General features: G+C 69.9%; 10 protein-coding genes. 5 read left to right on the forward strand and 5 right to left on the reverse strand.

Annotated elements, in window-relative coordinates; all coding sequences use genetic code 11:
* Nucleotides 1-7 precede the first annotated feature (7 nt).
* Genes ACYVLQ_RS19335 through ACYVLQ_RS19345 form a run of 3 tightly spaced genes read right to left on the reverse strand, consistent with a single transcriptional unit; the run spans nucleotide 8 to nucleotide 4,251 of the window.
* Entirely contained in the window at nucleotides 8-442 is a 435-nt protein-coding gene (locus ACYVLQ_RS19335; protein ID WP_460698884.1) for a helix-turn-helix transcriptional regulator, read from the reverse strand.
* A 25-nt stretch (nucleotides 443-467) separates the two neighbouring features.
* Nucleotides 468-1,943, reverse strand: coding sequence for an AMP nucleosidase (locus ACYVLQ_RS19340; protein WP_460698885.1), 1,476 nt, complete (start codon nucleotides 1,941-1,943; stop codon nucleotides 468-470).
* A gap of 10 nt (nucleotides 1,944-1,953) precedes the next feature.
* The gene (locus ACYVLQ_RS19345; RefSeq protein WP_460698886.1) at nucleotides 1,954-4,251 is read right to left on the reverse strand and encodes a molybdopterin guanine dinucleotide-containing S/N-oxide reductase; all 2,298 of its coding nucleotides are present in this window, start codon (nucleotides 4,249-4,251) and stop codon (nucleotides 1,954-1,956) included.
* A 77-nt stretch (nucleotides 4,252-4,328) separates the two neighbouring features.
* On the opposite strand from ACYVLQ_RS19345, the gene ACYVLQ_RS19350 reads away from it, so the two are divergent.
* On the forward strand, nucleotides 4,329-5,663 hold the full coding sequence (locus tag ACYVLQ_RS19350) for a family 1 glycosylhydrolase (RefSeq protein WP_460698887.1): 1,335 nt from the start codon (nucleotides 4,329-4,331) through the stop codon (nucleotides 5,661-5,663).
* A 539-nt stretch (nucleotides 5,664-6,202) separates the two neighbouring features.
* Nucleotides 6,203-6,871: a response regulator transcription factor gene (locus tag ACYVLQ_RS19355; protein ID WP_460698888.1), complete on the forward strand. Its 669-nt coding sequence runs from the start codon at nucleotides 6,203-6,205 to the stop codon at nucleotides 6,869-6,871.
* 6 nt (nucleotides 6,872-6,877) lie between these two features.
* On the opposite strand, the gene ACYVLQ_RS19360 is transcribed toward ACYVLQ_RS19355, so the two are convergent.
* Nucleotides 6,878-7,387: a hypothetical protein gene (locus tag ACYVLQ_RS19360; protein WP_460698889.1), complete on the reverse strand. Its 510-nt coding sequence runs from the start codon at nucleotides 7,385-7,387 to the stop codon at nucleotides 6,878-6,880.
* 239 nt (nucleotides 7,388-7,626) lie between these two features.
* Between ACYVLQ_RS19360 and ACYVLQ_RS19365 the strand changes: the two genes are divergently transcribed.
* The gene (locus ACYVLQ_RS19365) at nucleotides 7,627-9,342 is read left to right on the forward strand and encodes a GAF domain-containing sensor histidine kinase (RefSeq protein ID WP_460698890.1); all 1,716 of its coding nucleotides are present in this window, start codon (nucleotides 7,627-7,629) and stop codon (nucleotides 9,340-9,342) included.
* 87 nt (nucleotides 9,343-9,429) lie between these two features.
* Here the strand turns inward: ACYVLQ_RS19365 and ACYVLQ_RS19370 are convergent, their stop codons facing one another.
* Nucleotides 9,430-10,929 carry a flavin-containing monooxygenase gene (locus tag ACYVLQ_RS19370; protein WP_460698891.1) on the reverse strand — a complete coding sequence of 500 codons (1,500 nt, stop codon included), beginning with the start codon at nucleotides 10,927-10,929 and terminating at the stop codon, nucleotides 9,430-9,432.
* A 284-nt stretch (nucleotides 10,930-11,213) separates the two neighbouring features.
* On the opposite strand from ACYVLQ_RS19370, the gene ACYVLQ_RS19375 reads away from it, so the two are divergent.
* Together ACYVLQ_RS19375 and ACYVLQ_RS19380 are read left to right on the forward strand one after the other, a co-directional pair.
* Nucleotides 11,214-12,323, forward strand: a complete 1,110-nt coding sequence (locus ACYVLQ_RS19375; RefSeq protein ID WP_460698956.1) for a nitric oxide synthase oxygenase — start codon at nucleotides 11,214-11,216, stop codon at nucleotides 12,321-12,323.
* Complete coding sequence (locus ACYVLQ_RS19380) at nucleotides 12,265-12,984, forward strand: UdgX family uracil-DNA binding protein (protein WP_460698957.1); 720 nt, start codon at nucleotides 12,265-12,267, stop codon at nucleotides 12,982-12,984. The genes ACYVLQ_RS19375 and ACYVLQ_RS19380 overlap by 59 nt, the downstream gene beginning before the upstream one ends.
* Nucleotides 12,985-12,993: the final 9 nt, after the last annotated feature.

Here is a 12,993-nt window from a genome sequence, read left to right on the forward strand (position 1 = left end):
CTAATTGTTACCGCGCGCCCTGCGCTTCTCGATTCCTGATCGGTCTGGTGACCTGTTTCGCGACGCACGACGGCATCCCCTCCGTCTCGAGCGCGGCGTCACGCCGGTAGACGCTGGGCGGTACGCCGACCAATTCGGCGAAGCGGGTGCTGAAGGTCCCCAGCGAGGAGCAGCCCACCGCGAAGCAGACCTCGGTAACCGAAAGATCGCCGCGGCGCAGCAGCGCCATCGCGCGCTCGATGCGCCGCGTCATCAGATACGCATACGGCGATTCCCCGTAGGCGAGCTTGAACTGCCGACTCAGATGCCCGGCCGACATGTGCGCATCGCGGGCGAGCCGCTCCACGTCCAGCGGCTGCGCGTACTCCCGGTCGATCCGGTCGCGCACACGGCGCAGCCGCGCGAGGTCGTGCAGGTGCTGATCCGCGGGAGTGCTGGTCACAGGTCAGATGGTAACCCGGGCCGACTCACCGGAACGGCGGCTCGTCGAACGTGCGCAGCTTGCGCGAGTGCAGACTGTCGCCCTCGGCGCGCAGCAGCTCGACCGCCCGGATGCCGATCTGCAGATGTTCGGACACCGTGCCCTCATAGAAGCGGTTGGCCTGGCCGGGCAGCTTGATCTCGCCGTGCAGCGGCTTGTCGGAGAGGCACAGCAGCGTCCCGTAGGGCACCCGGAACCGGTAGCCCTGGGCCGCGATGGTGGCGCTCTCCATATCCACCGCGACCGCGCGACTCAGGTTGAACCGCAGCGCCGACGCCGAATAGCGCAGCTCCCAGTTGCGGTCGTCGGTGGTCACGACGGTGCCGGTGCGCAGGCGCTGCTTCACGTCCTCGCCCGGCATGCCGCTGACGAGCTTGGTCGCGTCGTACAGCGCGCGCTGCACCTCGGCGATGCTCGGGATCGGAATATCCGGCGGCAGCACGGGATCGAGGACGTGGTCGTCGCGCAGGTAGGCGTGGGCGAGGACATAGTCGCCGATGTCCTGGCTCTCGCGCAGCCCGCCGCAGTGGCCGATCATCAGCCACGCGTGCGGCCGCAGCACCGCCAGGTGGTCGCACATGTTCTTGGCGTTGGCGGGCCCGACCCCGATATTGACCAGGGTGATCCCGTGGCCGGTGGACGACATCAAGTGCCATGCGGGCATCTGGTGCTTCTTCCACGCCCCGTCTGCCACCATCGACTCTCGGTCCCGGACGTCGGCCGTGATCACCGTGCCGCCCGCGCAGGACAGCCGGTCGTACGGGCTGTCGGGATCGGCGATCAGATCACAGGCCCAGCGCACGAACTCGTCCACATACCGGCTGTAGTTGGTGAACATGACGAAGGACTGGAAGTGTTCGACCGGCGTGCCCGTGTAGTGCCGCAGCCGGGCCAGCGAGAAGTCGGTCCGCAGGGCGTCGAACTGGCTCAGCGGCAGCGCGCCGCTGGTGTCGATGATGCCGTCGGCGATCTCGTCGCCGACATCGGCGAGGTCGGTGGTCGGGAAATACTTCGCCAGGTCGGCGCTCATGGACCGGTCCAGCCCGAGTTCGGCGCCGTCGATCACATACGGGAACGGGATCTCCTGCTGCGAGGGGCCGACCTCGATATGGACGTCGTAGTCGTCGAGGATCACCCCGAGCTGCTCGGCCAGGTATCCGCGCAGCAGCGCCGGGCGGGTGATCGTCGTGCTATAGATGCCCGGGCGGGTGAGCCGCCCCCAGGCCCGGGAGCGGTTCTTCGGCTGCGCCCGGCCGTCCCACCCGATCCGCAACTCGGGATAGACGAACGCACCGGCCTCGCGGGCGACACTGGTGGGCACGACGCCGTTGTCGACGAAATCCTTCACCGCGGCGCGCAGCGCGCCGACCGCCCGCCCGTAGCGCGCCTCCAACTCGTCCAGCGTGGCCTCGACGGCGACCCTGGTGACCTTCGACCGGTCCCGCATCTCGGTGTCACTCATGGGCGGCCGCTCATCCCCGCGCCGAGTCGGCGATGGCCGGCGGCCGCAGCACCGAAAGGTCCGGCGGCGCCTCGCGATACGCCTCGATCTGCACGAGCGTCAGCTGGCCCGTGCAGCCCTGGCTCAGGGTCGACGACGGCCGGTCGGCGGTCAGCACGTTCGGGTTGCCGTGGCGGCAGAAGCTCGGATCCGCCGGGTCCGGGTCGTACCAGGCTCCGGTCGACAATTGGGCGACACCCGGGCGCACCGCCTCGTCGACGACGAGCCCGGCCAGGCAGGAGCCGCGGTCGTTGAACAGGCGCACGATATCCCCGTCGCGCACCCCGCGGGCCGCGGCGTCGTCGGGGTGCAGCCGCACCGGCTCGCGCCCGGCGACCTTCGTGGCTCGGCTGTGCGCGCCCACGTCCAGCTGGCTGTGCAGCTTGCTGCGCGGCTGATTGGCGACCAGCTGAATCGGGTGCCTGTCCGCCTCCGGGCCGCCCAGCCACTCCTCCGGCTCCAGCCAGACCGGATGCCCCGGGCAGTCGGCGTACCCGTAGCCGTCGATGGTCTCGGAGAAGATCTCGATGCGGCCGGTCGGCGTGGTCAGCGGATGCGCCCGCGGGTCGGCGCGGAAGTCGGCGAACGCCACCTGCGCCGGTTCGGCGACCGGCAGCTCGAGACCGTCACCCGCCCAGAATTTGTCGAAACCGGGTATGGCGTCGCCACGCTCGCCCAACTCGGCCCGCCACTGCTCGTACAGGTGCCGCAGCCACTCCTGCGCGGTGCGGCCCTCGGTGTATTCCTTACCCATGCCGAGCCTTTCGGACAGGTCGGCGAAGATGGCGTAGTCGTCGCGGGCCTCGCCGTGCGGGCGGGTGAGCGCGGGCATCGGGAAGAACATCCGGTCGTTGTCGCCCGCGCCGAAATCGTCGCGTTCGATGGTCATCGTGGCCGGGAGCACGATATCGGCGTGCCGGGTGGTTCCGGTCCAGAACGCGTCGTGCACCACGACGGTGTCGGGCCGGGCGAAGGCCTCGCGCAGCCGTGCCAGGTCCTGATGGTGGTGGAAGGGGTTGCCGCCCGCCCAGTAGACCAGCCGGATATCGGGATACTCCAGCTCCTGACCGTTGTACCGGTAAGGCGCGCCGGGATGCAGCAGCATATCGGCGATGCGCGCGACGGGTATGAACGCGTCGACGCCGTTCTCCCCCTGGGGCAGATGCGGCACCCGCAACTGCCGCGTCGGCTCGCCGACATTCGCGGCCGACCCGTAGCCGTGGCCGAATCCGCCGCCGGGCAGGCCGATCTGGCCGAGCATGGCCGCGAGCACGACGCCGAGCCACAGCGGCTGCTCACCGTGGCGGGCCCGCTGCAGCGACCAGCTCACGGTGAGGAAGGTGCGGTGCGCGGCCATCTCGCGCGCCAGCGCGCGAATGCGGTCGGCGGGCACGCCGGTGATGGTCTCGGCCCAGGCCGGATCCTTCACGACCCCGTCGGCCGCGCCGCGCAGGTACCGCGCGAACCGGTCGAAACCGACGGTGTAGCGATCGAGAAAATCGTTGTCCGCCAAGCCTTCCGCGTCCAACACCTGCGCCAGCGCCAGCATCAGGGCGGCATCGGTGTTCGGGCGCGGGGCGATCCACTCGGCGCGCGCCTCGGCGGGGGTGTCGTCGCGCAGCGGCGCGACCGACACGAATCGGCAGCCGCGTTCGCTCGCCCGCGCCATCCAGGCGCGGGCATTGTGCCGAGAGACGCCGCCCGGCGAGACCGCGGCGTTCTTCGGCGACAGCCCGCCGAAGGCGACCACCAGCTCGGAGTGCTCGGCGAGCACCGACTTCGCCGTGCCGTGGCCCAGCAGCCAGGACAGCTCGCACAGGACATACGGCATCAGCACGGTGGAGGTGCCGAGGCTGTAGCTGTTGACATGGCGCACGTACCCGCCGAGACAGTTCAGGAAGCGATGCACCTGACTCTGCGCGTGATGGAAGCGACCGGCGCTGGCCCAGCCGTACGACCCGGCGTACACCGCCGCGGCCCCGTACTCGTCGTACACCCGGCGCAGCTCACCCGACAGCAGCTCGAGCGCCTTCTCCCAGGACACCGGCACGAACGGCTCCTCGCCGCGCCGGGGCGCCCCCGGGCCGTGCTCGAGCCAGCCCTGACGCACATGGGGACGGTCGATCCGGGTCGGATGATGTTGGGCGGAGGCGACATTCTCGATCAGCGGCATGGGTTCGGGATCGCCGCGCCACGGCCGCACCTCCGTCAGCCGCTCGCCATCGCCGACGGCCTCGAACGCTCCCCAGTGCGTCAGATGCGTTGTCATGATCTCCACCGTAACGCCCGGCGCCGACAGCCGGTCTACGATGCGGTGAGCACCGCCACCCGATGTCGAGGAGTCCGATGCGCCCGTTCAGCCGCCGCCACGCCCTCGGCCTGTTCGCGGCCGGGACCGCCGCCGCGCTCGCCGGACCCGCGCCGCTCGCCGCCGCCCGCCCGGCCCCGCCCGCGACCGTGCCGCCCTTGGGCACGGACTTCCTGTGGGGCGTGGCCAGCGCGGGCTTCCAGTGCGAAGGCCATGCGCCGGACAGCAATTGGACCCGCTACATCGCCGCGCATCCCGACTACGACCGGCACCGGGACGCGGTCGACTTCTACACCCGCTACGCCTCCGATATCGGCCTGGCCGCGGGCCTCGGCGTCGGCGTGTACCGAATCAGCATCGAGTGGGCGCGGGTGCAGCCGCGGCCGGGCGACTGGTCGGAGGAGGGTTTCGAGTTCTACGACAGCGTGCTCGACGCCATGGCCGCTCGCGGCATCCGGCCGATGCTCAGCCTCGACCACTGGGTCTACCCCGGCTGGGCGGCCGAGCGCGGCGGCTGGGGCCATCCCGCGATGCTCGACGACTGGCTCGCCAACGCCCGAAAGGTGGTGGACCGCTACGCTTCCCGGGATCCGCTGTGGGTGACGTTCAACGAGCCGACCTTCTACGTGCTCAACGAGACCTCCAACGGCGGCTTGGCCCCCGCCGCGATACCGGCGATGCGGCAGCGACTGGTCCAGGCGCACAACACCATCTACGACCACATCCACGCCGCCCAGCCGGAAGCGCTGGTCACCAGCAATGTCGCCTATATCGCCGGTGTCACCGAACCGCTGATCAACGGCCGGATCGTCGACCCGATCTCGGGCAAGCTCGACTACCTCGGCATCGACTACTACTACGGCTACACACCGCAGTCGATCCTGGCGAACCCGCCGACGAATATCAAGGAGCTCTGGAAGAACCCGCTGCAGCCGGAGGGCGTCTACTACGCGCTCGACTACTACGCGCGGCGCTTCCCGGGTATGCCGCTCTACATCGTCGAGAACGGGATGCCCACCCAGAACGGCGCGCCCCGCGCGGACGGCTACACCCGCGCCGACGATCTGCGCGACACCATCTACTGGATCCAGCGCGCCAAGGCCGACGGCATGAACGTCATCGGCTACAACTACTGGAGCATCACCGACAACTACGAATGGGGCAGCTACACACCACGTTTCGGCCTCTACACCGTGGACGTCGTGACCGACCCCGCCCTGACCCGCCGCCCCACCGACGCCGTCGCCGCCTACAGCGCCCTGACCCGCGCCGGCGGCGTGCCCGGCGACTATCGGCCCACGCGCGGGCCCGTTGCCTGCTCGCTGGTCGACACGCCCGGCAGCTGCACCGACCCGGTCACCGTGCCGCGGTAGCGGTTGCCGGATCGTCGCCGCCGCGGCGAAGGACCTTCGGCGGGACGTCCGTGGACTTTCGGCCCCTGCCGATCCGGCGGCCGACGCGGGATCCTGGATGGGCCGGGGCGCCCCGGCGACCCGCCCGAGGTGGCGTTACCGCCGGAGTGGGACGGCACGCCTGGCCGGTCTCATTTCGTCGAGACGGCGGTGGCACCACCCGGGCGGATCGGGCCTCACTTTTCCGGCGCGCCGAGCCGCCGGCCCGGGCGGTGCTCGATCCCCTTCTGCCCAAAGGGATTCGACCCTCGCACGCACCCTGACCCGGGCGGCGGCCGGCATTCACCGGTCGCCGGCCATGCGTTCGGCCAGTTCGCGGATTCGGGGCAGGGGCGACTGATCGTCGCCCCGCTTTCTCATACCGACGACGGTATCTCGCCGATGAGATCACCGGGACGGTCGAAATCGCCTCGACCACGGAATGTGACCTTCGGCCGTACCCCGTACACCCGCGTAGCGTCTATCGTGACTTCACCTGCCGCACTCGGATTGGACCCACCATGATCAAGGTGTTCCTGGTCGACGACCACGAGATCGTCCGCCGCGGCCTGATCGATCTCCTCGAGGAGGATCCGGGGCTGACCGTGGTCGGTGAGGCCGGGGACGTGGCGCACGCACTGGCCCGGATCCCGGCGCTGCGCCCGGACGTCGCGGTCCTCGACGTCCGGCTGCCCGACGGCAACGGCATCGAACTGTGCCGGGAGCTGTTGTCGCGATTCGACGGTCTGCGCTGCCTGATCCTGACCTCCTACACCGACGAACAGGCCATGCTGGACGCCATCCTGGCCGGTGCCAGCGGCTATGTCATCAAGGACATCCAGGGCATGGAGCTGGCGGAGGCGATCAAGGCGGTCGGCTCGGGCCGGTCGCTGCTGGACAACCGCGCCGCCGCCGCGCTGATGGAGCGGCTGCGGCGCAGCACCCGGCCCGACGGGCCACTGGCCTCACTCACCGAACAGGAGCGCAAGCTGCTGGATCTGCTGGGCGACGGGCTGACCAACCGGCAGATCGCCGAGCGAATGTTCCTGGCGGAGAAGACAGTGAAGAACTATGTCTCGCGTCTGCTGGCCAAGCTCGGCATGGAGCGCCGCACCCAGGCCGCGGTGTACGCGTCCAAGTTACGCGCGGGCCAGCTGGCTCCGGACTGGACGGAGAGCGCGGCGAACTGACCGCGCTCAGGAACCGGCGCCGGCCAGGTCGGCGCGGTCCATCTCCAGCCGGTAGCGCAGCGCGGGCACTCCCCAATCGGTGCACACCGCGAGGTCCAGCGCTTGACGGTTCTTCATGTATATGTAGGAAAGCAAGTGACGCAACGCCTCCCGATCGCGCGGCGGCAGCACCTCGATGCGCTCGCCCAGCCGCCCGAGTTCGTCGCGCTGACACGACAGCGCATAGACCGACCCGCCCCGGCGCACCGCGGCGAGCGCCGACCCGAGTTCGTTCTCGTAGGCGGCGCGGGATCCCGACAGCCAGTGCGGGCGGTCGGCCACCGCGGCGCGGCTCGAGCTGTCGACGTACTCGTAGAGCTCCCCCACACCCCGCTCGTAGGGATCGGCGGGGTCCAGTTCGTCGGCGGCGGTCCGCAACGCCAGGACGGCACGCCGCACGCTGCGAACGTTGCCGGGGATGGGTAACTCCCGCAGCGCGTCCAGGCACGAAAGTAGTTGCCGTTCCAGGCTGTTCATGATCGCCTCCAGTCGAGGACACAGGTAATACGGGCACCCGAGGAGCACGGGTCCATCACATTGCCGCCGAACGCTAGGGCACATAGGCCCCTAGCGCGGGGATCGTCGGTCGGTTCGGCCGCGCCGCACCGGTGTGTCGCCGCCGCAATCCGGTCCATTTCCCGCGAATACCGCACTGGCGCCCCGATACACTGCACCGGACGAGTCCGTGCACCGTGCAGAGATCAGGGACCGGAGATATGGCCGAGGGATCGGGATCCTATTCGGTACGCGAAACCTTGTCGCAGTTGCGCCTGCGCGAACTGCTCGGCGAGGTGAAGGAGCGCGTCGAGCAGATCATCGATTTGCGCGACCGGATGGACGGCCTGGTCGAGGCCATGCTGGCCGTCACCTCGGGCCTGGACCTGGACCGCACCCTGACCACCATCGTGCACACCGCGACCAGCCTGGTGGACGCCCGGTACGGCGTGCTCGGCGTGCGCGGCCACGACCGGCAGCTCAGCCGGTTCATCTACGAGGGCATCGGCGCCGACACCAAGGAGCTGATCGGCGACCTGCCCGAGGGGCACGGCGTGCTCGGCCTGCTGTTCCACCAGCCCAAGCCCATCCGGCTCGACGACCTCGCCGACCACCCGGCCTCGGTCGGATTCCCGCCCAACCACCCGCCGATGCGCAGCTTCCTCGGCGTCCCGGTCCGCATCCGCGACGAGATCTACGGCAACCTCTACCTGACCGAGAAGTCCGGCGGGCACCGGTTCACCGAGGACGACGAGCTGATCGTGCAGGCGCTGGCCGCGGCCGCCGGTGTCGCCATCGATAACGCCCGGCTCTACGAATCCGCGCGCACGCGGCAGGGGTGGATCGCGGCCATCGGCCATCTCACCACCGAGTTCCTGGCCGGTACCGACCCCGACGAAGTGCTGTCGCACCTGGTGGAGAACGTCCGGCAGCTGACCCGTTCGGAGCGGGTGGTGCTGGCCGTGGTCCCCGACAGCGATACACCCCCCGACGAGGTCACCGAGTTGGCGATCACCCAGTACGCGGGCCCCGCCGACGGCAGGCCGGGCGACCGGGTCGACGTGCGCGGCACCATCATCGGCGAGGCGTTCACGCGGCGGGCGCCCATGCGGATCGATGACGTGTGGGCGGTGCCGCTGACGTCCGCGATCCCGCACGCGGGCCCGGAACTGGTGCTGCCGCTGCACACGCCGGACTCCGCGTTCGGCGTCCTGATCACGGTGCGGGCACTGGAGTCCGAGCCCTACAGCGACGAGATGCTGGATCTGGCCTCGGCGTTCACCGATCAGGCGGCGCTGGTCATGCAGCTGGCCGACACCCAGGTCCGGATGCGCGAGCTCGACATCCTCGCCGACCGCGACCGCATCGCCCGCGACCTGCACGACCATGTCATCCAGCGGCTGTTCGCCATCGGGCTCGGCCTGCAGGGGACGGTGCCGCGGGTGCGCCCGCCCGAGGTACGGGTCCGGCTGACCGACGCCATCAGCGATCTGCAGGACGTGGTGCAGGAGATCCGCACCTCGATCTTCGACCTGCACGGCGGCAGATCCGGCACCCGGCTGCGCCAGCGCCTGCAGCAGGCCATCACCCAGCAGACCGACGACAGTGATATCCGGACGTCACTGCACGTGTCCGGTCCGCTGCTGGTGGTCGGCTCCGACTTGGGCGATCACGCGGAGGCCGTGGTGCGCGAGGCGGTCAGCAACGCCGTCCGCCACTCCGGCGCGACCACGGTCGACATCGCGATCACCATCGCCGACGACCTCGCCGTCACCGTCACCGACGACGGGTGCGGAATTGCGGGCGACGTCACTCCGAGCGGGCTGCGCAATCTGGCACACCGTGCAGAATCGGCCGGAGGCCGGTTCTCGGTGGCGGCCCTGTCCGAGGGCGGGCGGCACGGCACGGTGCTGTCGTGGTCAGTACCGCTGCGCTGAGCCGACGGTCGCCGCCGCGCTCATCCGAATACAGCGCCGATTGTGCATGCCGTGCACGCTCGCATGCCGTGCGGTCCCGAAAGGCGCTCAGGCCGAACGTGTTTCCGGTACCGCCTCGGCCCGCGCGGAGTTCTCGGCGAACCGCATGACGCCGTCCTCCAGCGGGCCCTTGCGCAGCAGCGCCCGGTCGCGGAAGTAGTTGTTGATCACCTTCCACGGCCCGCGGGTGCCCTGCCGCGGCATCACGGCGTCACCGCGGGTGATGTAGCCGGAGGTCAGGGCGCCGCCCATCAGCGACTGTGACGAGATGTCGCCGGGCTCGGGCACCACCTCGAACGTGCCGTAGTCATGCTCGCGCATATGGTTGAGCAGGCGGCAGAAGTACTCCGCCGCCAGATCCGCCTTCAGCGTCCAGGAGGCGTTGGTGTAGCCGATCACCACCATGGCGTTCGGAATGCCGCCCAGCAGGGCACCCTTGTAGGCCACCCGGTCCCGGATCGATACCGGCTCGCCGTCCAGCTCCAGTGTGGCGCCGCCGAGCATCTGCACGTTGAGCCCCGTGGCGCTGATGATGATATCGGCCTCGAGCTCCTCCCCCGACGCCAGCCGGATCCCGGTCTCGGTGAAGGTGTCGATGGCGTCGGTCACGATCGAGGCGCGCCCGCTGCGCAGGGCCTTGAACAGGTCGCCGTTGGGCACCACGCACAGCCGCTGATCCCACGGGTTGTAGGTGGGGCTGAAGTGCCGCATGTCGACCGCCGAGCCGACCTGCGCCCGCACCGAGGCCAGCAGCAGCCGCCGCGACAGCTTCGGACTCGTGCGGGAGAGCTGAAAACTGGCCCGCTGCAGCGCGATATTGCGGGCCCGGCCGGTCCGATAGGCCACGGAGGCGGGCATTTTGGCGAGCTTCATGCCGACGGCGACCGGATCATCGGACGGGAGGGACATGACGTAGGTGGGCGAGCGCTGCAACATCGTGATGTGCTCGGTATCGGCACTCATCGCCGGGATCAGCGTGATGGCGGTGGCCCCGCTGCCGACGACGACCACCCGCTTGCCGCGGTAGTCCAGCTCCTCCGGCCAGTGCTGCGGGTGCACGATCTGCCCGCCGAATTTCTCCTCGCCCGGAAACGTGGGGCGGTAGCCGTTGTCGTAGTCGTAGTAGCCGGTGCACCCGACCAGGAAGTTGCTGGTGTAGGTCTCGCTCTGCCCGGTCTGCTCGTCGACGGCGGTGACGGTCCAGATGCGTTGCGCGCTCGACCAGTTCGCCCGGGTGACGGCGCGGCCGAAACGGATGTGCGGGGTGACGCCGTATTCCTCGGCGGTCTCGGCGATGTAGCGGCGGATGTGCGGGCCGTCTGCCAGCACCTTGGTGCCGTGCCAGGGTCGGAAGCCGTAACCGAAGGTCAGCATGTCCGAATCGGATCGAATACCGGGGTACCGGAACAGGTCCCACGTCCCACCGATGGCGGTCCGCCGCTCCAGGATCGCGTAGCTGCGCCCGGTTCCCTCGCGGGTGAGGTGGCAGGCCATTCCGATGCCGGACAGACCCGCGCCGATGATCAGTACGTCGACATGCCGCGCCATTGAGGTACTCGTTTCGTGTGTGATCCGGGGCCCGGACGTCTGCGACCGGGCACACCCGCAGGGTACGTGTTATCGCAGGTTACGTCTAGCTGGCGCTCCCGGCCCGCCGGTCGGCTACCGTATCCCCCGTCCCGGATTACGCGAACATCACGATTCGAGCACCATCGCCGTCGGGTCGGTGCAACACTGGAGCAAGCGCCGCGGCGCCCGCTCAGCGTCCACCGAGCACACCCGCCCCCGTCCGGAGATGTGTCGTGAATTGCCCTGCAGCACAATTGAATCCCATCGACGTACCGCCGCTCGCAGCGAAACGACCGGCCGGTTGGCAACTGTCACGCCGACTGCGGGAGTGCGACGAGTTCTTCGCGCGACCCGAACTCGGCCACCTACCCGAACAGCGCCGCCGCAGCGCGCTGTGGCAGCTGCAGGAATTCGGCAGCTATCGGCAGACCCTGGACGAGATCTGCATCGGCGCCCGGCTGGCGTGGCGCAACCACGACCGCTGTGTGGGTCGCAAGCACTGGCGCTCGCTCGACGTGATCGACGCGCGGTCGGTCGCGAACGCGGCGGAACTCGCCGACGCGTGCTGGGAGCATCTGCGCCGGGCCCGGCTCGGCCGCACGCTGCGCTGCCTGGTGACCGTCGGCCCGCCCGCCGAGCCCGACCGGCTGCCGTTTCGAATCATCAGCCCACAGCTCGTCCGCTACGCCGGATATCGCCGCCCCGACGGCAGCGTGCTCGGCGACCCGTCCACCGTCGCGCTGACCGAACTCGCCCGCAAGCTCGGCTGGTGGGGCCCGGGGACGGCCTTCGACGTGCTGCCCGTGCTGATCAGCACCCCCACCGAACCGCTGCGCTGGTTCGAGGTGCCGCGGGAACTGGTCGGCGAGGTCCACCTCGAACACCCCGACTTCCGCTGGTTCGCCGACCTGGGCCTGCGCTGGCCCGCGCTGCCCGCGGTGTCGAATATGGATCTCGAGATCGGCGGCGTCACCTATCCGGCGGCGCCCTTCAACGGCTGGTACGTCTCCACCGAGATCGGGGCCCGCAATCTGGCCGACGCCGACCGCTACAACATGCTGCCGGTGATCGCCGAGCGGATGGGCCTGGACACCGGCAGCGAACGCACGCTCTGGCGCGACCGCGCGCTGGTCGAGCTGAATGTCGCCGTCCTGCACAGCTACCGGCGGGCCGGGGTGTATATCTCCGACCACCACACCGCGGCCAAGCAGTTCATCGAGCACGTCGAGCGCGAGCAGGCGGAAGGGCGTCGATGCCCCACCGATTGGTCGTGGGTCAATCCGCCGATGTCGGCCGCGCTGACGCCGACCTTCCATCGGTACTACGACCCGCCCGACCCCGACATCCGCCCGAACTTCGTCCGCCGGGGCTGATTCGCGCGCTACCGGCCGGGTATCGCCGCAGCAGCCGGCAATACGGGAGGAGCGGACAGTGAGTGCCAGCGCGTACGTTCCCGAAGGCGCGGATCTGGAGACGCTGCGCAAGGCGTCGGCCGAGTGCCGCGGCTGCGATCTCCACCGGCACGCCACCCAGACCGTGTTCGGGGCGGGCCCCGGCGACGCCCGCGTCGTCATGATCGGCGAGCAGCCGGGTGATCGGGAGGACGTGGTGGGACATCCGTTCGTCGGCCCGGCCGGGCGGCTGCTGAACCGGGCGCTCGTCGAGGCGGGAATCGACCGCAGCATGGTCTATTTGACCAATGCGGTGAAGCATTTCAAATTCCAGGAGCGCGGTAAGCGCCGCATTCACCAGCAGCCCGGGCGCACCGAGATCGTGGCCTGCGGGCCGTGGCTGGAGGCCGAGCTGGCGGTGGTCCGCCCGGAGCTGGTGGTGTGTCTGGGCGCGGTGGCCGCGCGGGCGGTGTTCGGGCCGTCGTTCCGGGTCACCCGGCAACGCGGCGAGGTGATCGAGCTCGCGGACTATCGCGCCGTCGCGACCGTGCACCCCTCGGCCGTCCTGCGCGCGCCCGACCGCGATGCGGCCTACGAGGAGTTCCTCGCCGACCTGCGCACCGCGCGGGGCGCGATGGGGTGAGTGCTCGTG

The organism is Nocardia thraciensis (assembly GCF_054782435.1).

Bases quoted from the DNA above. Each gene is read 5' to 3' on its own strand.
- ACYVLQ_RS19340 (WP_460698885.1), bottom strand. From the start codon at position 1,943: ATGAGTGACACCGAGATGCGGGACCGGTCGAAGGTCACCAGGGTCGCC.
- ACYVLQ_RS19345 (WP_460698886.1), bottom strand. From the start codon at position 4,251: ATGACAACGCATCTGACGCACTGGGGAGCGTTCGAGGCCGTCGGCGAT.
- ACYVLQ_RS19350 (WP_460698887.1), top strand. From the start codon at position 4,329: ATGCGCCCGTTCAGCCGCCGCCACGCCCTCGGCCTGTTCGCGGCCGGG.
- ACYVLQ_RS19355 (WP_460698888.1), top strand. From the start codon at position 6,203: ATGATCAAGGTGTTCCTGGTCGACGACCACGAGATCGTCCGCCGCGGC.
- ACYVLQ_RS19360 (WP_460698889.1), bottom strand. From the start codon at position 7,387: ATGAACAGCCTGGAACGGCAACTACTTTCGTGCCTGGACGCGCTGCGG.
- ACYVLQ_RS19365 (WP_460698890.1), top strand. From the start codon at position 7,627: ATGGCCGAGGGATCGGGATCCTATTCGGTACGCGAAACCTTGTCGCAG.
- ACYVLQ_RS19370 (WP_460698891.1), bottom strand. From the start codon at position 10,929: ATGGCGCGGCATGTCGACGTACTGATCATCGGCGCGGGTCTGTCCGGC.